Source organism: Anaeromicropila populeti (assembly GCF_900112775.1).
GTDB lineage: Bacteria > Bacillota > Clostridia > Lachnospirales > Lachnospiraceae > Anaeromicropila_A > Anaeromicropila_A populeti.
The window spans coordinates 1-20,331 of record NZ_FOYZ01000019.1; the positions used below are offsets into that span (position 1 = coordinate 1).

The window sequence follows — 20,331 nt, forward strand, 5'->3', positions numbered from 1 at the left end:
TACATGTTATTATCAATACAGTAGTCCACTACTTCCTGCACACGATTTAACCATGCTGCACTGATTTGAAAATCATCTCCACTTACGTGATCATGCCACGAAACTGGAATACGTACTGTGTTAAATCCTTCTGCCTTTAATGTATCAATCAGATTTTTGGATGTATATGCACCACACCATGCAGATTCATACGCAAGTTCATCTGTTAACCATGTACAGCTATGTGCATCAAAGGTATTTCCTAAATTCCAGCCGATTTTTAAGTTTTCTACAAACTGCATTGCATCATTCTCTGGAATACTATACTTCTCAATAGTTATCTCTGGAATTAACGACGTTGCAGTTGGAGTTGGGGTTACTACTGGGGTTGGTGTTACCACTGGAGTTGGGGTTACTACTGGGGTTGGTGTTACTACGATACCAGGTTCTGCACCAAAAACCAATTCATTTTTAACATAGCCTGTAATCGTTGTCGTATGAGCAAATGAAGCCGCGGAAGCATTGAAAGAATAATCATTAGCTTGTGAAAAACTACTCCAGTCAGATTTCCACACTCTAACATATATCACGGCACTTTCTCCTGCTGCTAATGTTCCAGCACCACTGGTGAAACCAACTTCCAGATATTTATCTGCATTCGTCTCACTTAATGTACCAAATGTTCCTGTTACATTAGTGGAGCCAATAGATGAATAATCACATGCAAAATTATCCACTTGTGTTCCATCATTGGTAAAATAATATCTCATTTTAGCATCAGAAAGACTGATTGCTGTTGTTCCTGCATTAGCAATCTTAAAATTTAATGCAAGATAATTTGTTGTATCTACTGTATTTCCATTATAGAAGGTTATGTCTAATGATTTTGCTGGTACCATAGTTTCAGTTGGCACTACTGTCTGTGTTGGAGCTGCTGTCTCAGTTGGCACTACTGTCTGTGTTGGAGCTGCTGTCTCAGTTGGCACTACTGGGGTTGGCGTTATTACAGTGGCTGCGCCAGGTTCTGCTCCCCATATCAATGTATCATTTATGTATCCCGTCGTTGATGTTGAGTCAACAAACGCTGTTGCAGAAGCATTGAAAGAATAGTCATTGGTTTGCGCAAAAGCAGACCAGTCTGACTTCCATATTCTTGTATGTACAACAATGCTTTGTCCTGTAGATAATGTACCTGCATTACTGCTGAATCCAATTTCAAGATATCTGTCTGCATCAGCACTATCAGCTGTTCCAAATGTTCCAGTTACATTAGATGCTCCGACCTGTGAATAGTCACAAGCAAAATTATCCGTCTGTGTTCCATCGTTAGTAAAATAATACCTCATTTTAACGCTTGAAAGTTCAATTTCTGTTGTCCCCGTATTAACTAGCTGAAACGTTGGACTTATGCTGCTCGTTGAAGTATCTCTGTTTCCATTGTAACACTGAACCTTTATTCCACTAGCTGCAAAAACATCTGTCACTGGTGCAATTGATACAAAGATCAACAGAATACTCAGTAATAAAGCTACCTTTCTTTTCATTTTGTTACCCCCTTGTTTTTATATAGTCATAGCAAAAGCTACGCTATTCATTAGTAAGCCGTCTCCCATAATCATCCTAATTTTTATATAGTATTGTCCACATTAACCGTATCTTATTGACATTATACTTTTGAATGCTATATTATTCAAATAGTTATATTTTTATAAATAGTATAGGAGTTTACGTATGAACGAACAGCAGATAACTTATTTTATGGCCTTAGTAGAAAAACAGAGTTTTTCCAAAGCTGCTAAGTCTCTTTATGTTACACAGCCTTCTTTTAGCCAATACATACAAAAAATGGAGAAACAGTTTGGTACAAAACTTTTTGATCGCTCTTCCACACCAATCCGTCTTACACCTGAGGGAGAAGCTGTATATGAAGCAGTATGTGAAATCCGTTCCATTCATGCCAACCTGAAAGAACGAATTACCTCTCTCACTAACTTACAAACAGGCTCCTTATGCATTGGAACTACCCCCTTGTGTGGTTCTACCTTACTTTCAAAAAGTATTCATGAATTTCATAAACGCTATACTGGAATTCATATATCCCTTGTAGAAAAGCCGCTTAATGAATTACAAGCTAGTATTCATAATGGTGAATGTGACATTGCCATCTGTTCTGGTCAAATCAGCCCAGTTAATTTTCACTTGGAAATTCTGGCTACTGAACAAATTTATCTTGCCCTGTCACCAGATAACCCATTAACAGAAACATTATGCAGCTATCAGTTACAGGCAGAAGATATCATAAAAAATTCTCTTGCTTTACTTAAAACACCCTGCTGTCCACTGGAAACCTTTCAGAAACAGCCTTACGTTCTATTTGAAGGCTCAGAAAGTATTGCCTCCTGTGCAAAAAACATCTTTGAGGAAGCTTGTATTGAGCCGAATGTCTCTCTACAGGTCCGTAATATGCATACCGCATTTGCATTTGTTCTTGCAGACATGGGCTTTTCATTTTTCCCTGATACAATGATTAAATATGGTAACTTCAAAAAGCATCCCTGCTATTATAAAATTCAGAATCGATTTAATGAGCAAACTATTTATCTGATAACAAAAAAGAATCGGAATATACCAAAAACAGCTATCGAATATTGCTTGCTCTTAAAAGAACTAATTGTGAGTGGTACGTGGAAAAAATAAAGAAAGATAAGAGGTGTCTTATGAACATATCCTGGAGTATAAGTGAAATGAATTATACTAATCTAATTTCAAAGGCTGTTACTGTATATGAAAATAATTATGACCTGCAAAAATTATTCAGACGTTTTTCCTTAACGCCAGATGAACCCCTGGAAATTCTATTCCTTGGGGGTTCTATTACAATGGGTTATACACCACAAGGAATGTTGCCAGCCTGCTACGCTGCATTAACAGTTGAGAACTTAAAAAAAACATTTCATATTCCCATAGTACAAGAATACAATTTGGGATATTCCTCTTTTTCAGCTATTTTAGGCCTCTCAGTACTAAATAGAAATAAAAATACCTTTCACCCCCATATTGCTGTCGTTGAATTTGCTGTTAATAATGGTTTTGAAAGGGAATATGTCACATGTTTTGAAGGCATTATCCAAACACTTCTTTTCAGTTATCCCTCCAGCTTCATTATTATAATCAGTGCTATCAATGCAGAAGGCTACACTTGTGAAGCGTATATGAAAGAAATTGCCTCACACTACCATATTTCACATATTAGTATTTCTTCCGCAATAAGCTTGTTTTCTGAATATGGACTGTCTTGGAAAGATTATTCAACTGATATGGTTCATCCCAATCAAGATGGACATATTTTTCTATCTGATTGTATCCGCTACATTTTGATGCAAGGTTATCGTTCAATTCAGGCATCTATCCTAAATACGCTTCCATGCAGCCAGCCAGACATTTTACAGAAACAAGCAGCTGCACAAATACCACCTTGTTTTGGAGATTCTTTTGCCTCTGCTCGATATTATGATGCAGACAAAATGCCTGGATTTCTTTATAGCAGCTTTCACCCTGCCCTGACTCACCCTCTTTTTCCTTGTGGTATCGAATCTGTTGCCTGTGAAGAATCATCTAGCTTAATGATTTACTGCAAAAAACTGTATTTGATTTACGAACAGTCAAATCAAATGCATCAGCAGGGGCAGATTCACATATTGGTATTGCCAGACAACCAGGAGCATTACATCAATAGTTACAGCATTTGCTCCTGGGGTAACCCAGTAATATATAAGTTAATAGACGGCGCCACAAAAAGTTATACTATAAATATTCATTTTACAGAATATAACCAACTAAAAAAATTTACTATTTTAGGTTTTCTAGTGGTATAGTAACTTTTTCAAATATCCTTCATTAAGCAAGTGTACTGTTTCAAATTTGCCATTATAAAAAACTGCCCAGTTATTAAAAATACAAGGTACCGCTTTTGCTTTTTCCAGACTATCCACCTGGATAAATTCAACAGGAATCTGATTATCCATGCAGAAGTTTCTTATTTGTTCTATACAGTTTGGAATATACGGGCACTGCAATCCATAATAAATTGTAAGCTTGTTGCTATTATAACTTTGTATTTTTGTATTCTCTGCAAAAGATGGCTCTTTTCCGTTAAATGAAATCGATAAAAGCTCGTATTCACCTATATTGTCTGCTACCTGAAATCCAAATTTCTCCATGAACCTTTTCTCGCTTAAATATGGTTTTTTCTTTTTAGAACTTAAAATACAAACACCTGATTTTCCTTGTGCTTTTGCATCCTCAATACAATAGGACAGCAGTGATTTTGCATATCCTTTTCCTTTAAAAGATCCTGACACCCAAAGGCAATAGATATAAATATAGTTATCTCCCTCTATAGGTACCCATGCTGTTTCAAGTGGAGCATATTCAATAAATACTTTACCTTTTTGATCAAGCTTTCTAAACACATGCCCCTCTGGAATCCGTTCTTTCAGCCATTGTTTTTTCGCTGCAACACCACATTGATGTTTTTTATCCGCTATCGCACAACAAAGATGCTCATTGTCTAAATTATCCAGTGCAATATTTAAAAATGATTCACTCATAGGATTATTACCTCCAACATTTTTCATTATTATAATTCATATAATAAGACGCTAGTATGTCATATTATAAATAATTATTTAATGTTTTTTGAAGTTCTTCTTTCACTTTATTTCTTAAATCCAGTGGTTGTATTACTTCGCAGCTGCTTCCAAATGAAGCTATATAAGGAAATATCCATTCTCCTAAGGGACAATTCATCTGCACAATAAAATTGCCATCGGGTTCTCTGCTATAATTATCAAATTCATCATAAACCCGATATGCCATTTTAGAAGAAATTCTTAATATTATCAGACTAAGAGGTTCTTTATTAAAAGGTTCTTTACTAAATAGAGGGCTTTCTGCTGTTCTCTCAAACGGTTTCTCAGTAATAACAAGTTCCTGTATTCTGCTCAGTTTAAAAAAGCGAAAATCATTCCTTAATGTGCAATAGGCATATAAATATCGAGACATATCTTTAAAACAAAGCTTTAATGGTTCTACCTCGCGTAAAGTCTGTTCTCCTTTGCTGCTTAAATATATGAAGCTTATTACTCTTTTAGATAAAATAGAATGCTTAATTGCATGAAAGTTTTCAGATTCTTTATTCATATTATACCAAGACGAAAAATCAACCTCGATCCAATCGGTGTTCTTTTCACCAAATAGACTACTTAACTTTTTTAGTGTAGAATTAGATGAATTAAAGCGGATTGCATCAATTGCTTTCATGGCAGATAATATGTCATTTCTTTCTTCTTTTGTCAGTACTGCTTTATTTAATACGAAATTATCTAAAATAGATATTCCGCCACCTTTACCTTTAGTCATAAATATTGGAATTCCAACTGCTGACAAAGCCTCAACATCACGATATATTGTTCTTTGTGATACTTCAAACCGCTCGGCCAGTTCTCGTGCTGTAACAATTTTCCTATCAAGAAGTATATATACCATTTCAAACATTCGGTTAATTTGCATTCGATCACCCCACATACAATTTTGCAACACATACATAACAATATTATGACATAAAAAATTATCCATTTCCACTAGCTATTGACCGAAGTGCAAATCTTCTGCCTTTCAAACTAAATGGAAATGGATATTCCTTTTTAAATACCAGAATTAAAGACTTATTAAGTAGCAAATAGCTTTTTCAAGCCTTTTTCTGGCTTCTTCTTCACCTAAAATTTGTAAAATTGAAAATAAATCAGGAGAATTCCTTTTTCCTGTAACTGCAACTCTTATTATATTGCAAAAATCAGTAATAGAACCACAGTACAAATTGGGATTTTCCTTATATTCTTTTAGTTTTGTGCAATACCCTAATAAATCTGCTTTATCTTTTATTTTGGCAAACCACTCAGAGGCTGTACCCTCTAAAAACAAATCTGTTTTGTATTCTCCTAATACTTGTAGTATATCATCTGCTTTCCACGCTGCATCAAATTCATAAACACAATTGTTAGTTAAGAAATCACAATACAGATACGAATACTGTTCTGACAACTCAGACCATTTTCCAATATCCTTTCTTACTTTGCCACCAGAAAATTTCCAAAGTTCGATGGTTTTTATAAAATTATTTTTTGATAAAACAGCCTTTTGATAAATCTGATTATCCCAAAGCTGTGACCATTGGACAATTTCATCGTAACATTCCTCAACTGTTTTTGAAGCAATGATATTTCTGCTTATGTTCATCAGCTTTTCCATGTCAAACAATGCCCCACTGTTTGACATCTTAGCTGTAGTAAGTTGAAACTCCTGTAAATTCTTTTGAGGATTCTTTTCACGCCACTCCTCATAATTAGAATTGGTAATGGTCATTAAGTATTCCTTTACTGCTTCCTTAGGAATCCCTTGTTTCTTGTAATAGCTTACTGCTGCTTCTGGATCCTTTCGCTTGCTCAGCTTCCGCTTTGAACCTTGATCCATTTTCATGATTGGTGCAATATGAAGATAATTTGGTGCTTGAAAACCACATACTTCAAACAACTGTTTATGCAGCGGATAGGATGCCAGCCATTCATCCCCTCTGATTATTAAAGTAGTCCGCATAAAATGATCATCTACAACATGTGCAAAATGATAAGTAGGAATTCCATCTGTCTTTAGCAATACAATATCTTGTATATTTTCAGGCATTTCAATTATTCCACGTACCTCATCTTCATATTTAATTCTGGACAATGGGTTTCCTGGTGATTTCAGCCGAATTACATATTCTTTTCCTTCTTCAATGTAAGACTGGATTTCCTCAAGGGAAAGCCTGCTGCACACAGCATATTTTCCGTAATAACCAATATCCTCTTTTCTCTCCTGCTGAATTTTTCTCGTTTCCTCCAGCATTTCGGTAGTACAAAAGCATGGATACGCCATCCCTTTTTTTATCAATTCTTTCACGCAAATCTGGTAAATTTCTTTTCTTTCACTTTGCTTATAAGGACCATACAGCTTTTCTCCGCCTTCAAAAGGACCTTCCGCAAAATGTATATCGTACTCTCTCAATGCAGAAATGATTTCCTCAACGCCATCTAAAAGTTCTCTCTTTTTATCGGTATCTTCAATCCGTAAATAAAAGATTCCATTGGTTTGACTGGAAAATTTACTTGAAATCAATGCAGCATATAATCCTCCAATATGCATATATCCTGTTGGGCTTGGTGCAAACCTGGTCACCATAGCATTTTCATCAAGATTACGTTTTACAAAACGCTTTTCTAAGTCCTCAATCGTCTCTGATATTTCTGGAAACAAAAGCGAAGCCAGTTTTTCGTATTCACTTTCCATCCTATACACCATCTTTCTATCAACAAACTGCTTTTAATCAAGGAAAAATCCCTTTAATCTCTTCTGCATAGATTAATCTGCGTAATGCAATAATATATGCTGCCATACGATATGAACAATTACTGTTTTTTCTTTCCTCCAGCATTTCATTAAAAGCTTTAGACAAGATATTTTCCAGCATATCATTAACCTGAGACTTTTCCCATGTTAATTCCTGAAGATTCTGTACCCATTCAAAATAGGAAACTACTACACCTCCACTATTGGCAAAAATATCAGGGATTAACGTAATTCCTCTTTCCTCTAATATTTTATCGGCTTCCACTGTTGTTGGGCCATTAGCTCCTTCTACAATGTAACGGCATTGAAGTTTTTCTGCTGTTTCTGCATTTATCTGATTTTCCAGTGCGGCTGGAACCAGCAAGTCACAATCACAGGTAATGACTTCCTCATTGGTAATGTGTCTTATACCTGGTTCATGATAATCCACTAACAGCCCTCCTTTTTCAACGAATTCAGAAACCTGATCTGCATTCAATCCATCTTCACTGAAAATGCCGCCAGAAACATCACTTAATGCAACAATTTTAGCATCTCTGTGATAAAAAATTCTTGCCGCATTGCCGCCTACATTTCCAATTCCCTGAATGGCTACACGACAATCCTTTAACTCTTTCTTTTCCTGTTCCAACAGAAGCTTGGCGCTGATTACCACACCGCGGCCTGTTGCTGATGCTCTTCCTTTTGAACCACCAAGTTCAACTGGCTTACCAGTCACAACACCAGGACATGGTTTTCCTTTTAACATACTATAGGTATCTAAAACCCATGCCATTGTCTGTGCATTTGTATTGACATCTGGAGCTGGAATGTCTGAATCCGCTCCTATAATAGGCTCAATGGCGTAGGTATATCTGCGGGTTAACCGGCACAATTCCCTTTTAGACAATGTCTTTGGATCTACTTTGATACCACCTTTTGCACCTCCGAAAGGAATATTTACAACAGCACATTTTAAAGACATCCAGGTTGCAAGGGCCTTTACTTCATTCAAATCACATTCCTGATGATATCGGATTCCTCCCTTAAAAGGTCCTCTGATATTTGAATGCTGTACCCGGTATCCCTCAAAAACTTTTACCGTTCCATCATCCATTTCCACTGGCAGATATACCTTTGTTTCTCTTTGCGGGTTTTTTAATATTTCGAACATATATTTATCAATTCTGCCTATCTCCATCGCCTTATCCATAACAGAAATTACATTTTCATACGGATCATATCTTTTTTCCATTTATCCATCCAGCCCTTTCTTTCTGTCTTATGTCTGTAAATACTATTTTAAATTCTCATCCAAGCTTACATCTACATGAATTCCAAACTCATTTCCATATTTCTTTTTGGAATAGAGGAAAAAGAAAAATCCAAGTAAAATCCATACACCTACTACCACCCATTCCTGCCAAATTAAAGCACTGGCTGCAAAAGGAACTGGAATGATGTATAAAAGAGATAAGATACCTGACAAAATAATAGCAACACACCCAACAAATTTACCATGCTTTACTTTGTATGGCCGTTCCATTTCAGGTGCCTTTTTTCTTAAAATAACAAAGGAAATAGATACCATTAAGTAGGCGATACAGCATCCAAAGCTGGCTGCATCTACTAACCAGATTAATACTGGTTTTCCGAAAAACGGAGCGAAGAAGCAGGCAACACCGACTAATACGATTGCCGCAACTGGCGTTTTATATTTACTGTGAAGTTTTGCAAAAATAGCAGGCATCATTTTGGATTCTGCAATGGAATACATGGCACGGCTTCCACCTATTAAGAAGGAGTTCCAGCTTGTTAATATACCGCATATACCACTAATAATCAGAACATTTGCCATTGCACTGCTGTTAAATGCATATGCCATTGCATCTGCTGTAACAAGGCCATTGTTTAATGAATCTAACATCTCATTTTTTGGCATTACATAAGCTACCGCAAAGATAATTAATAAATACCAGGTTACTGCCAGTCCGATTGAAAAGAGCATTATTTTACCAATTTTCTTATACGCAATGTTGATTTCCTCTGCTGCCTGAGGAATTACGTCAAATCCAATAAACAGGAATGGCGTCATACAGGTAACAGTTAAAATTCCTCCAAAAGCTGTTTTTAAGCTACTTCCAGTATTACTCACATGAAACAAATTTGATGTAATATTTGCTGTGTCGCCTCTTACAACAGAAGCTGCAATTAATAGCAAACCAGCAACTGCTATAATAGACGTAAGAATCGTCTGAAGAATTGCTGCTGTTTTCGCTCCGCGAATATTTATTAATGTAATAATAACAGAAACAATACATCCCACAGCTACATACGAAGCATAAATAGGAGTATCGCCAACATTATACATATGACCAACCATAAATCCGTCACCGAAAATATATTTAAATACAGTTGGTAAAGCAGCGGCTTCGAAAGCAGCTGTTGCTACATATCCTAATATAATGGCCCAGGTACACACAAAGGAACCATTGGGTCCCATGGCCTTATAGCTAAAAACATGTTCTCCACCGCATTGTGGCATGGCAGCCGTTAATTCTGCATAGGTAAGACCAACAAAAATAACCATTGTGCCACCTAGAAGAAATGCTATAATAGCTCCCAGAAATCCTGCACTTGTAATCCAGTCTCCTGAATTGATTACCCATCCCCATCCAATCATTGCTCCGAAAGCAATTACAAGAATGTCTTTTGTTCCAAGAACTTTATCAAATTTCGAATTCGACATACAATTCCTCCTCAATTTTTGTAATTTAATGTAAGTATTGAAAAAGAGATTTCTCCACAGCTTACTTTTACTGCGAAAGAAACCCCTTTGTTTCAATCAACTTATCTATTCTGTTTTATTATAGTGTTTTAATATAGTGCTTTATATATCCCTAATACTTTTTCTTCACTTAATTCAATATAATTATTATTCATTAATCTAGTTTGTTTCGTCATTACAGTTTCCGTAAAAGTAATTAAATCTTCTTCTGTTACTCCATATTCATGAAGTGGCTTTTTAGGAAGAATCTGATTTAATAACGTTTCAATTTCCACGTAAACTTCATTTGCATCACACTCTAAAATTTCAGCTAAAAATTCATTTAATACTTTAATTCTTCCATTTGGATTCATTTCCTGATATGTTTTATATACCTGTGTAAAAATGGCATAGTTAGCTTCACCATGAGCAACATGGTAAGCTGCTCCAAGAGGATAACTCATAGCATGAACTGCTGCACAGCCAGCATTCCCAAATGCAATACCTGCATAAGTAGATGCCATTAAGAAATCTCCTAACAATGGTTTTCTTGCTTCCTCTCCATTTTTAGCAATTTCTTTGTATCCACTTAAAATCATCTGTATTGCTTTCAGTGAAAACATTTGTGTGAATTCATTTGCCTTTGGAGAAGTATAAGATTCAATAGAATGAATCAGCGCATCAATGGAACTTGTTGCAAAAAAATGCATGGACAAATCATTGAGCAGCTCTGGAATTAATACGGCATAATCCGCAAATAACTCTTCTACCGCCAGACCCATCTTAGTATTTCTCACTTTGAGTTCCAAAATACTAATATTAGTCACTTCACTGCCTGTTCCACAAGTAGTTGGAACAAGTATCAGTTTCTTTTCCTTCTGCAACTCAATTTTTCTATCAAATAAATCGATAACTGGTGAAAACTGCTTTAATGCAAATAATTTTGCTACATCTAAAACACTTCCCCCGCCGATTGCAATTACACGCTCATATGGAATATCTTTTATATCCTGATAAATTTTTTCAACCATTTCATCAGAAGGTTCACCTGAGCCATAATTTCCTCTAAAAATAACAACCGCTTCTTTTACATATGGCTCAAAAAATGAATAGGAGGATTTGCTCATAAAAAGCAGATCTCCTTTACCAATTTGAAATTCTTCACAAAACTGTTTACATTCTTCAAATTGAACTATTGTAGGAACTACACTGAATTGTTTCACGCTAAATCCTCCCTTTAAGCAATTTATATTGCTTCCTTGATTGCATTTTCAAATATTTCAAATCCAGCTTCAAGCTGCTCATCTGTAATAACAAGTGGTGCAAGAAAACGAATTACGTTTCCATATATTCCTGCATTTTCAATTAACAGACCTTTTTGTGCACATGCCGCTACTAATTCATTTACAATTTGTGCATTTGGCTCTTTTGTCGTCTTATCCTTAACAAATTCAATTCCGATCATTGCTCCCAGACCTCTGACATCACCAACTACTTCATATTTTTCTTTCCAGGAACCAAAAACCTCAAAACATCTTTTTCCAATTTCAGCAGAACGCTCTACTAAGTGATCTCTTTCAATTACTTCCAGAACTTTTAATCCAGCGGCACATGCAAGGGCATTTCCACCATATGTTCCACCAATTGTTCCTTTAGGTACGGCATCCATAATTTCTGTTGATGTAATAACTGCACTTAGTGGCACACCACCTGCAATTGATTTTGCTGTTGCAATGATATCTGGTGCACATCCTGCTTCTTTCCAGTATTCAGATGCAAATAATTTTCCAGTACGGGCAAATCCTGTCTGTACCTCATCAGCAACCATTAAAATACCTTCTTTATCACAAATGCTACGTACTGCCTTTATCCACTCGATTGGAGCTGGGATAAATCCACCTTCTCCTTGTAATGGCTCTAATACTATGGCTGCTACATATTCTGCTGGTGAAGCATTTTCAAATACCATTTTCAAGCTGTTTACATAATAATCAATTGCTGCTTCTTCTGTCATTCCTTCTGGTTTTCTATATAAATAAGGGTATTCTGCACGATATACTCCATCAGGGAACGGTCCCATTCCATGTGCATATGCTTTCTTAGCAGTCATGGTCATGGTTAACATGGTTCTTCCATGAAATCCTCCTGTAAAAACAATAATGTTTGGACGTTTTGTATAACCCTTTGCAATTTTCACGGCATTTTCATCTGCTTCGGCACCACTGTTTGCGAACATTACTTTTTTTGCATCTCCGTTAACTGGCGCTACCGCAGCTAATTTTTCTGCTAACTCAATGTATCTTTCATGGGTAACTACATTAAACATTCCATGAAAATACTTTGTTGCCTGCTCTTGTACTGCGCTTACTAAATCTGGATGGGTATGTCCTACATTAAGAACACCTACTCCACCAATCCAGTCCAGAAAAATGTTCCCATCCACATCTTCTATCATAGCCCCTTCCGCTTTTTCCATCACACAAGGATAAATGCAACGAACAGCATCTGGTACAACATTCTTTCTTCTTTCCAATACTTCTTTCGCTTTTGGTCCTGGTAATTCTTCTGTAACAATTTTTGGTAATGAATCCTTTAACATCATCTTCTCCTCCTTAATAAAAGTAAAGGGACAACGGAAGTTCGTGTCTATACATGAACTTCATTGTCCCACTTGATAGTAATAGAGTAACATACAAAAATAATGAATACAATGATACCAGAACCTAAACTTTACTATTAAAATTTGTGCTGGACGCACATATCTTTTTTTTATATAATAAGATATAAATTTATCTGGAGGAAAAAGTATGGCATTGATACTGAAGGAGATATTGAAAAAGTCAAGAGAACAATATCAGCTGACTTTAATAGCTGGATCTGCTGGGATAAATAATTATGTATCCTGGATTTATATTACGGAAGATATTAATAATACTGATTTTTTACGAGGAAATGAACTGATAATCACTACAGGAATGTTGCTAAAAAATGAAGAGACTCTGTTTCATTTTATAAAAACAATGCATTCTCATAATTGCAGCGGCATAATTTTAAATATCGGCAAATACATCCATAAACCAGATATTTCTCAATCTATTCTACTGTATTGTGATAATAAAAAAATTCCTCTATTTTTGATGCCTTGGGAAATACACATATCAGATGTTATGCAGGATTACTGCTTACAGATATCCAGACAGCTGCAAAAAAATGACATTGTTACACTGGCTTTTCAAAGTGCTATTTCCTCACCTGACGATAAGAACCATTATATTCCAGCTTTGATTCAAAATGGTTTTGAACTAAACGGTACCTACCGGATTGTTATTATTTATGGATTATTTAATATTACCCGGATTAGAAGTTTTTTAACTAGTTATGTCAAGTCGTTTTTTGTCTTTCCATATGAAACCAATTGTATTATTGTATTCCAAACTATCGACAACATTCTCCTCCAAAAAATAATTTCTGACTTTTTTATTCTTTTACAAAAAAGAATTCAATCCACTACTACTATTGGCATTGGAAATGAAGTTACATCCTTAACTTCCCTCCATACAAGCTATCGGCAGGCTGATTTTGCTTTACATTATGCTCTGTTCTATCAAAAATCATATTCAACATTTAACCAACTAGGAATTTTTCAAATTTTTTCTCAATTTACTAATATACAATTATTAGAAAGCATGTATAAACAGCAGCTTGGAAAGCTTGAAGAATATGATAAAAAAAACCATAGTGAATATATGGAAACGCTTCGATATTATATTACCAACAACGGAAGCATCCAGAAGACCGCTCAATGTTCTGCAACGCATAGGAATACTATTAATTACCGCATTCAAAAAATTAAATCCATTTTAGAAATTGATTTAAGTTCAATCGAAAATCTCTTTCAATTATTTCTTGCATTTTATATAAAAGATTATTTAAACTTAAAAAAAGATTTATAACTATTTTTGGGGGTACACGGTGTATGTTACAATTAAACTGCAATGATTAATCGGAATGAAGACACAATTAAAGATCTTACATTAATTTTTTAATAGGTGCCACTCCCATTTTGTTCATTGAAACTTCTTTCATAATTATCTCCTAATATAAAGTCTTTCATTTTAACGCAAAAAATGCGTAAATCCTTAATCTGGATTTACGCATTTCAGCCTGGAAATAATAAATTTCTTTACTTCATTTTTATTCATATTCAGCGATATCGCCAATTCACCATACAAGTTACTTTGTAACAGAAGAGACATGCATTTTTTGTGCAGTTTTATCACATCTACAGACTATCCTTCTATAATCTTTATATGGACTTTTCTACTTCTTGCGCCATCATATTCCAGAAAATAAATTCCCTGCCAGGTTCCCAAAAGCAACTTCCCCTTATCTATTAAAATAGTTTCAGAAAAACCCATCATACTTGCTTTCAGATGGGCGGCTGAATTTCCTTCCATATGGGTATATCCATCCTCCCACGGAACTATTTTATTAATTTCCTTTGTGAAATCCTTTACCACATCAGGATCAGCATTTTCATTAATTGTAATAGCAGCTGTTGTATGTGGAACAAACAACACACACAAACCACTCTCAACGTTACTCCCTTGAACTATTTCATTCACTTGATTTGTAATATCAATCATCTGCGTATGCTGCATTGTTTTAACCGATAATGTATATACCCTGCTCATTCCTCTGCCTCCTCTAATTCTTTGACCTGTTCGCCGCATCAATGGCTATGACAAGCAATAATCCCATTAATTCATCTTCTGGATTTTGAAAATTAATCACATACGTATCTCCCCAGTGAAAAGGTTCTTTTGTAATGTGCATTCGCGCAGAGCACCCACTCAGCACCTCATAATTCCAACCCAAAAAATCTCCTTCTACTCTCCATCCATTATAATCAATTTCATACCTAGGCTGAAAAAGTGTAAATTTCTTTTGAATTACTCCTGCTGTTCTGCCACCCAGTTCTATCTCAAACGCTGGAAGAAATGACATTAATCTCTGACGGATTACTCCCACTTCATTGGAAAAACTATCGTATATATGAATCTGATGTCTCAACGAAAATAATTGAGCTTTTACAAAGTACTTTACATTTTCATTTTCGTCATAAACATCATAGGTATCTGACCACGAAAACACTCTCTGTTTAATTAATAATCTCATTTTTCCTTCTCCCCTTCTTCATCTTTTGCTAAAAAAAGCTCAAACTCATGGCTTTTTTCTTTCATGCCCATCTTCTGATAAAATGCAATTGCTTCTTTGTTGAAATGCCAGACATTTAATTCAATTGCGTCTGCCTTTTGTTCTTTTGAAAAATCTATTATAAACCGAAACAGCTTTTTGCCAATTCCCTGCCGCTTATAAGCTGTCTCCACACAAAAATCATCAACCATTAGAATGTGCCTTTTCTTTAACATAATCAAGTTTGTATAATTATTCACAGTAACAATACTGTATCCATGTACCTGATCCAATTCATCTCTTGCAACAAAAACATACGTATTTTCTTCACTTAACATAAGTTTATAAAATTCTTTTGAATATGGCTGCACCCTGGCAAATGTCTCAGGCCTGTACTGTCTGTGATACTCCTGAACCTCTCCGGCAATTCTCAAAACACTGTCACAATCCTTTTCCTCTGCCTGTCTGATATCTATAATCATACTGCAATTCCCCCAGTCTCTTATCTGCAAAAAAGGAGAAAAATTCTTCATCCTTGAACCAATCAAAGTATGCAGATTCTTCCCCTTTCTCTTATTTCTTAAAGCAAGGACTCATACAATGCTGTTATCTCTTCCACGCTTGTCTCTCTTGGATTTCCAGGGCGGCAGGCATCATCGTAAGCAGACTGTGCCAAAAATGGAATGTCCTCTCTTTTAACAATTTCCTTTAAGTCTGCTGGTATTCCGACATCCTGTGATAATTGCTTCACAGCATCAACTGCTGCTTTTCTATACTCCTCCATTGTCATGGACTCTACATTTTGAACCCCCATAGCCCTGGCAATCTCTCTGTACTTTTCACCAGTAGCTTCTGCATTATATTCCATTACCGTTGGAAGAATAATGGCATTTGCCACACCGTGAGGCGTGTCATACAGTGCCCCCAGTGGATGCGCCATAGAATGGACAATTCCAAGTCCCACATTAGAAAATCCCATACCAGCAATATATTGCCCCAGTGCCATACCTTCTCTTCCCTCTGGTGTATTCGCGACAGCACCTCTCAGGGAACGTGAAATAATTTCAATTGCTTTCAAATGAAACATGTCCGATAATTCCCATGCAGCTCCTGTTATATATCCTTCAATTGCATGAGTAAGTGCATCCATTCCTGTTGCTGCCGTTAATCCCTTTGGCATGGATTCCATCATATCAGGATCAATAACAGCTACAACTGGTATGTCATGTGGATCAACACAAACCATTTTGCGATTTTTTTCTACATCTGTAATCACATAATTAATTGTTACTTCAGCTGCCGTTCCTGCTGTTGTTGGCACAGCAATAATTGGAATCGATTTATTTTTTGTATCAGCTACTCCCTCTAAGCTTCTGACATCTTCAAATTCCGGATTCATTATAATAATGCCAATTGCCTTGGCTGTATCCATCGAAGATCCACCGCCAATTGCTACAATATAGTCGGCACCAGACTTTTTAAATGCCTCAACGCCAGACTGTACATTTTCGATCGTTGGGTTCGGTTTTATATTTGAGTATACCTCATAGGAAAGCTGGTTGTTATCAAGCACATCTAATACTTTCTTTGTAACTCCAAACTTTATTAAATCCGGATCAGAGCAAACAAAGGCTTTTTTTCCTCCTCTCATCTTGATTTCATCTGCAATACTGCTAATTGCACCTGCTCCATGATAAGACGTTTCATTTAATATAAATCTGTTAGCCATAATATTGTTCTCCTTTACTTTTTTAATATAAACTCTTCTTATATTTTAACATACCTGCTTCTTTTTCAGTAGCTATTTTTTCCATTTAGTCCGTTTTTTTCATAGGTAAATCCTTATGTATTCTATAGCATTATATTATTTTACTTTTGTATATACTACCCATATACTACTTTACAGAAAGTGTTATATGGAGGAGAAACGAATGAAAAAATATTTTCAGCTATGCCTGACCTTTATCAAAATCGGACTATTTTCCTTTGGTGGAGGCTATGCCATGATTCCACTGATAGAAAAAGAAATTGTAGAAAAAAATAACTGGATAAAAAGGGACGACTTACTTGACATGATTGCTATTTCAGAATCAACACCAGGGCCGATTGCAGTCAATCTGGCAACCTTTATCGGCTTTCAGTGTGGAGGTCTTCCAGGAGGAATTCTGGCAACTCTCAGCGTTGCCCTGCCTTCTTTTATTATTATTTTGGTACTGTCATCTATATTACGAACATCTGAATCATTGAAAACCGTTCAATATGCTTTTATTGGCATTCGTGCCGGCATCCTTGCCCTTATATTGAAGGCACTTATTTCCATGTACCAGTCCTGTCCAAAAACAACCTTCAGCTATTTTGTAATTGCAGCCGCCTTCTTTGCAAAAATCATTTTTCCAGCTCTTAGTGCAATTTATATTATTATCAGCTGCGGTTTAGCTGGTACCATTCATACCTTGCTGCTTCGTAATAAATGTATAAAAGGAGGCACCGGCCAATGAAATATCTTGACATATTCCTGGTATTCTTCAAAATTGGACTATTTTCTTTTGGCGGCGGCTATGCTATGATACCTCTAATTCAGTCAGAAGTTTTAGCAAGAAACTGGATGTCCTCTGAAGAAATAATTAATTTTATTGCTGTTAGTGAAAGTACCCCTGGCTCCTTTGCCGTTAATATTGCAACCTATATTGGAAGTTCTACAGGTGGATTCCCAGGCGCCATCTTTGCCACCTTAGGAGTTATTCTTCCTTCCTTTCTCATTATTGCTCTGATTCAAAAAGGTTATTCAAAATTTCAGAACAGCATCTATGTAAAAGGCGCTATGTCTGGTCTTCACCCAGCCGTTATTGCAATGATTGGAACCGCCTTCCTGTCCGTTGGCGAAACAGTGGTAAAGCAAGATTTCTATTTATCATTATGCTGTGGCTTACTTTTCTTGCTTTCCTTTTTCCTTTTAAAGAAAAAACTGCATCCAATTGCAATTATCGTTTTGTGTGCAATAGCTGGTATTAGTATAGGTTTCATAGGGGAACAGTTTCATTTTCTATAAATCACAAAAAAATAATAGAACCAGAAGGAAACACAAGAAAGCATTTCTATTCCTTCTGATTCTATACTATTTTCTCACCACTTAGCTGGAGCTGTGGGGCAATAATTTTTTAAAATGGCAGCCCGCATCTCAACAAAACAGCCACAAATTTTGCACAGTCCATTTATAAGATTATCACAGTCTTTGCATATGTTCAGTCTTTCTTCATAAATTTCCTGATTCGCTTTGATTTCCTCATCTAAGTTTGCAAGATACGTATACATATTAGAAAAATATTCCTCTTCTGACATGTCACGAATGAGACATTTTTTACATACCCGCTGTTTGTATTCCATGAAATGGCTCCTTATTGAATTGCAATATGAATCACACTACAAGCTGGTATTTCAAATTTAATTCCCTGATCTGTCAGTTCAATTTTATTAAATTCTACTGTATGAACAGCCTCTGGTTCCTCAAAAGTATTTTTAGCCCGCATCTCATTTACCAGAATTTCACCTGTTACAGATTCTACTTTCTTATCTATAATAGTCGTGTCAATGGTAAAGGCTTCCTCCACAGAAAGATTGGCAACGGTTATATGAATCGTTCCCTCCTCATCTACTGATACAGATTCGCTTAAATTTGGAACCATCCATTCTTTTTCTAAACCAACTTCTTTTGTCTCAATTGAGCTATCCAGTAAGGTACTGCCCTGATGATATTTATACATATTAAATACATGATAAGTTGGTGTTTTAATCATCTTTTCTCCCTCTGTCAAAATAACAGACTGAAGAACATTTACTAATTGAGCAATATTAGCCATTTTTACTCGGTCACAATTCTTATTGAATAAATTCAGATTAATCCCAGCTACCAATGCATCACGCATTGTATTCTGCTGATATAAAAATCCTGGATTCGTTCCTGGTTCACATGTAAACCATGTCCCCCATTCATCAATAATCATACCAATATTTTTATCTGGATCGTACTTGTCCATGATTGCTCCATGACGTTTAATCAATGTTTCCATATACAGTGTTTTTTTCAGAGTCTTGTACCAGACTTTTTCATCAAAATCAGTTGCACTCCCCTTAATTTCCCATCCTTCTGGATGTGTGTAATAATGAAGTGACAACCCATCCATAAAACCATGTTGGAAAGGCAAAGAATGTTTAAAGCACGTTTTCATTACACCTTCTGTCCATTCATAATCATCCACATTTGCACCGCAGGCAATTTTTTTAATTCGCTTACCATGCTTATAATCTCTTACATAGGTCTGATAACGTCTATATTCATTTGCATAATGCTCTGGATTCATATTTCCACCACAGCCCCAGTTTTCATTTCCAACTCCAAAAAACTCAACATCCCAAGCTTCCTCATGCCCATTTGCTTTACGAAGTTCAGCCATTGGGGAAACACCTTCAAATGTTAAATACTCCACCCATTCAGACATTTCTCTTACTGTACCGCTGCCCAGATTTCCATTAATATAAACCTCACACCCTAATTGACGGCAAAGTTCCATAAATTCATGTGTTCCAAAGCTGTTATCCTCTACCACACCGCCCCAATGTGTATTTATCATTTTCTTTCTTGTTTCCTTAGGACCAATTCCATCCATCCAGTGATATTCATCAGCAAAGCAGCCACCTGGCCAGCGAAGGACTGGAATTTTCATTTCTTTTAGTGCTTCCACAACATCCGTTCTCATTCCGTTTGTATTGGGAATCTCACTATTTTCTCCTACATATAAACCTTCGTAAATGCATCTTCCTAAATGCTCTGAAAAATGTCCGTATATTTCTTTTTCAATTTTACCCTTTTTTCTCCCTGGGTGAATCACTAATTTTGCCATATTGATACCTTAACCTTTCCACTTTCTTTTAAATATTTTGAAGTGCCCATCATGAATTGCATAATG

19 protein-coding genes are annotated in these 20,331 nt (G+C 35.9%); 5 read left to right on the forward strand and 14 right to left on the reverse strand.

Annotated features, from left to right (window positions below):
- On the reverse strand, positions 1–1,523 hold a 1,523-nt coding region (locus tag BM305_RS19785; RefSeq protein WP_177214785.1), incomplete at its 3' end, for a cellulose binding domain-containing protein.
- A gap of 187 nt (positions 1,524–1,710) precedes the next feature.
- On the opposite strand from BM305_RS19785, the gene BM305_RS17040 reads away from it, so the two are divergent.
- Positions 1,711–2,676 carry a LysR family transcriptional regulator gene (locus tag BM305_RS17040; protein ID WP_092563676.1) on the forward strand — a complete coding sequence of 322 codons (966 nt, stop codon included), beginning with the start codon at positions 1,711–1,713 and terminating at the stop codon, positions 2,674–2,676.
- A gap of 20 nt (positions 2,677–2,696) precedes the next feature.
- Complete coding sequence (locus tag BM305_RS17045; RefSeq protein ID WP_092563679.1) at positions 2,697–3,854, forward strand: SGNH/GDSL hydrolase family protein; 1,158 nt, start codon at positions 2,697–2,699, stop codon at positions 3,852–3,854.
- Here the strand turns inward: BM305_RS17045 and BM305_RS17050 are convergent.
- From BM305_RS17050 to gabT, 7 genes are all read right to left on the reverse strand, one after another.
- A complete protein-coding gene (locus BM305_RS17050; protein ID WP_092563682.1) occupies positions 3,843–4,589 on the reverse strand; it encodes a GNAT family N-acetyltransferase in 747 nt (248 codons plus the stop codon). The genes BM305_RS17045 and BM305_RS17050 overlap by 12 nt on opposite strands.
- A gap of 64 nt (positions 4,590–4,653) precedes the next feature.
- Positions 4,654–5,616, reverse strand: a complete 963-nt coding sequence (locus tag BM305_RS17055; protein WP_330393529.1) for a helix-turn-helix transcriptional regulator — start codon at positions 5,614–5,616, stop codon at positions 4,654–4,656.
- A gap of 81 nt (positions 5,617–5,697) precedes the next feature.
- Complete coding sequence (gene gltX, locus BM305_RS17060) at positions 5,698–7,365, reverse strand: glutamate--tRNA ligase (protein WP_092563688.1); 1,668 nt, start codon at positions 7,363–7,365, stop codon at positions 5,698–5,700.
- Positions 7,366–7,402: 37 nt separating this feature from the next.
- Entirely contained in the window at positions 7,403–8,659 is a 1,257-nt protein-coding gene (locus tag BM305_RS17065) for a Glu/Leu/Phe/Val family dehydrogenase (RefSeq protein WP_092563691.1), read from the reverse strand.
- A gap of 42 nt (positions 8,660–8,701) precedes the next feature.
- Entirely contained in the window at positions 8,702–10,153 is a 1,452-nt protein-coding gene (locus BM305_RS17070; protein WP_092563694.1) for an APC family permease, read from the reverse strand.
- 128 nt (positions 10,154–10,281) lie between these two features.
- Entirely contained in the window at positions 10,282–11,394 is a 1,113-nt protein-coding gene (locus BM305_RS17075) for a 4-hydroxybutyrate dehydrogenase (protein WP_092563697.1), read from the reverse strand.
- Between the two features lie 23 nt (positions 11,395–11,417).
- A complete protein-coding gene (gene gabT, locus BM305_RS17080; protein ID WP_092563700.1) occupies positions 11,418–12,770 on the reverse strand; it encodes a 4-aminobutyrate--2-oxoglutarate transaminase in 1,353 nt (450 codons plus the stop codon).
- Between the two features lie 208 nt (positions 12,771–12,978).
- On the opposite strand from gabT, the gene BM305_RS17085 reads away from it, so the two are divergent.
- On the forward strand, positions 12,979–14,124 hold the full coding sequence (locus BM305_RS17085) for a PucR family transcriptional regulator (RefSeq protein WP_092563703.1): 1,146 nt from the start codon (positions 12,979–12,981) through the stop codon (positions 14,122–14,124).
- A gap of 336 nt (positions 14,125–14,460) precedes the next feature.
- Here BM305_RS17085 and BM305_RS17090 read toward each other — a convergent pair whose 3' ends face one another.
- From BM305_RS17090 to fucO, 4 genes are read right to left on the reverse strand one after another with little or no spacing between them, the layout of a single operon-like run.
- Positions 14,461–14,865, reverse strand: coding sequence for a secondary thiamine-phosphate synthase enzyme YjbQ (locus BM305_RS17090; protein WP_092563707.1), 405 nt, complete (start codon positions 14,863–14,865; stop codon positions 14,461–14,463).
- A gap of 13 nt (positions 14,866–14,878) precedes the next feature.
- Positions 14,879–15,349, reverse strand: a complete 471-nt coding sequence (locus BM305_RS17095) for an LURP-one-related/scramblase family protein (RefSeq protein ID WP_092563710.1) — start codon at positions 15,347–15,349, stop codon at positions 14,879–14,881.
- The gene (locus tag BM305_RS17100; RefSeq protein WP_092563713.1) at positions 15,346–15,900 is read right to left on the reverse strand and encodes a GNAT family N-acetyltransferase; all 555 of its coding nucleotides are present in this window, start codon (positions 15,898–15,900) and stop codon (positions 15,346–15,348) included. The genes BM305_RS17095 and BM305_RS17100 overlap by 4 nt, the downstream gene beginning before the upstream one ends.
- A gap of 47 nt (positions 15,901–15,947) precedes the next feature.
- Complete coding sequence (fucO, locus tag BM305_RS17105; protein WP_092563716.1) at positions 15,948–17,096, reverse strand: lactaldehyde reductase; 1,149 nt, start codon at positions 17,094–17,096, stop codon at positions 15,948–15,950.
- A 202-nt stretch (positions 17,097–17,298) separates the two neighbouring features.
- Here fucO and BM305_RS17110 point away from each other — a divergent pair, with 202 nt between their 5' ends.
- Positions 17,299–17,865, forward strand: coding sequence for a chromate transporter (locus BM305_RS17110; protein WP_092563719.1), 567 nt, complete (start codon positions 17,299–17,301; stop codon positions 17,863–17,865).
- Entirely contained in the window at positions 17,862–18,416 is a 555-nt protein-coding gene (locus BM305_RS17115; RefSeq protein WP_092563722.1) for a chromate transporter, read from the forward strand. Before BM305_RS17110 ends, BM305_RS17115 begins: the two co-directional genes overlap by 4 nt.
- A 74-nt stretch (positions 18,417–18,490) precedes the next feature.
- Here BM305_RS17115 and BM305_RS17120 read toward each other — a convergent pair whose 3' ends face one another.
- Both BM305_RS17120 and BM305_RS17125 read right to left on the reverse strand, forming a co-directional pair.
- Positions 18,491–18,751: a DUF6171 family protein gene (locus BM305_RS17120; RefSeq protein WP_092563725.1), complete on the reverse strand. Its 261-nt coding sequence runs from the start codon at positions 18,749–18,751 to the stop codon at positions 18,491–18,493.
- An 11-nt stretch (positions 18,752–18,762) separates the two neighbouring features.
- A complete protein-coding gene (locus BM305_RS17125; RefSeq protein WP_092563728.1) occupies positions 18,763–20,265 on the reverse strand; it encodes an alpha-N-arabinofuranosidase in 1,503 nt (500 codons plus the stop codon).
- Positions 20,266–20,331 lie beyond the last annotated feature (66 nt).